Here is a 422-nt window from a genome sequence, read left to right as displayed (position 1 = left end):
GGATCATCAGGCTGCCTATGCCTTCATGAAAAGATTAGTAAAACATTTTGGAGAACCAACGGTTCTCACTACAGACAAAGCGCCGGCATTACTTTGCGCATTTAACAAATTAAGAAAACAAGGATTTTATCAAACTACAATCCATCGTACAATCAAACATTTAAACAATCTTATTGAACAGGATCATAGGCATGTAAAGAGACGTTTTGTCAAATCCGCAGGATTTCAAAATCTTCGTCATGCTTCACGTACGATAAAAGGTATCGAGACCATTCATGCCCTATATAAACAAAGGCGAAGTCTTCAAAGAGACTCCGCCTTTTCAACGTACAATGAACTTCAACAATTACTAGCTATTTCCTAAACATTGTTCCTCATTTACCAACCTGTTTATGCTTTTTTCAAACTTTGCAACAGAACCT

The 422-nt window shown here is 37.0% G+C and carries 1 protein-coding gene; it reads left to right on the top strand.

Translation table 11 applies throughout. The features are described 5' to 3' along the window. A partial coding sequence (locus LOK41_RS28615) for a DDE-type integrase/transposase/recombinase (protein ID WP_241819462.1) occupies nucleotides 1-364 on the top strand: 364 nt, incomplete at its 5' end. Between the last annotated feature and the right edge of the window lie 58 nt (nucleotides 365-422).

The organism is Bacillus sp. TL12 (genome assembly GCF_022625245.1).
Taxonomy (GTDB): domain Bacteria; phylum Bacillota; class Bacilli; order Bacillales; family Bacillaceae_G; genus Bacillus_A.
The sequence above is the reverse complement of the archived record's forward strand: the minus strand, read 5'-3'. Positions and strand labels throughout refer to the sequence as shown.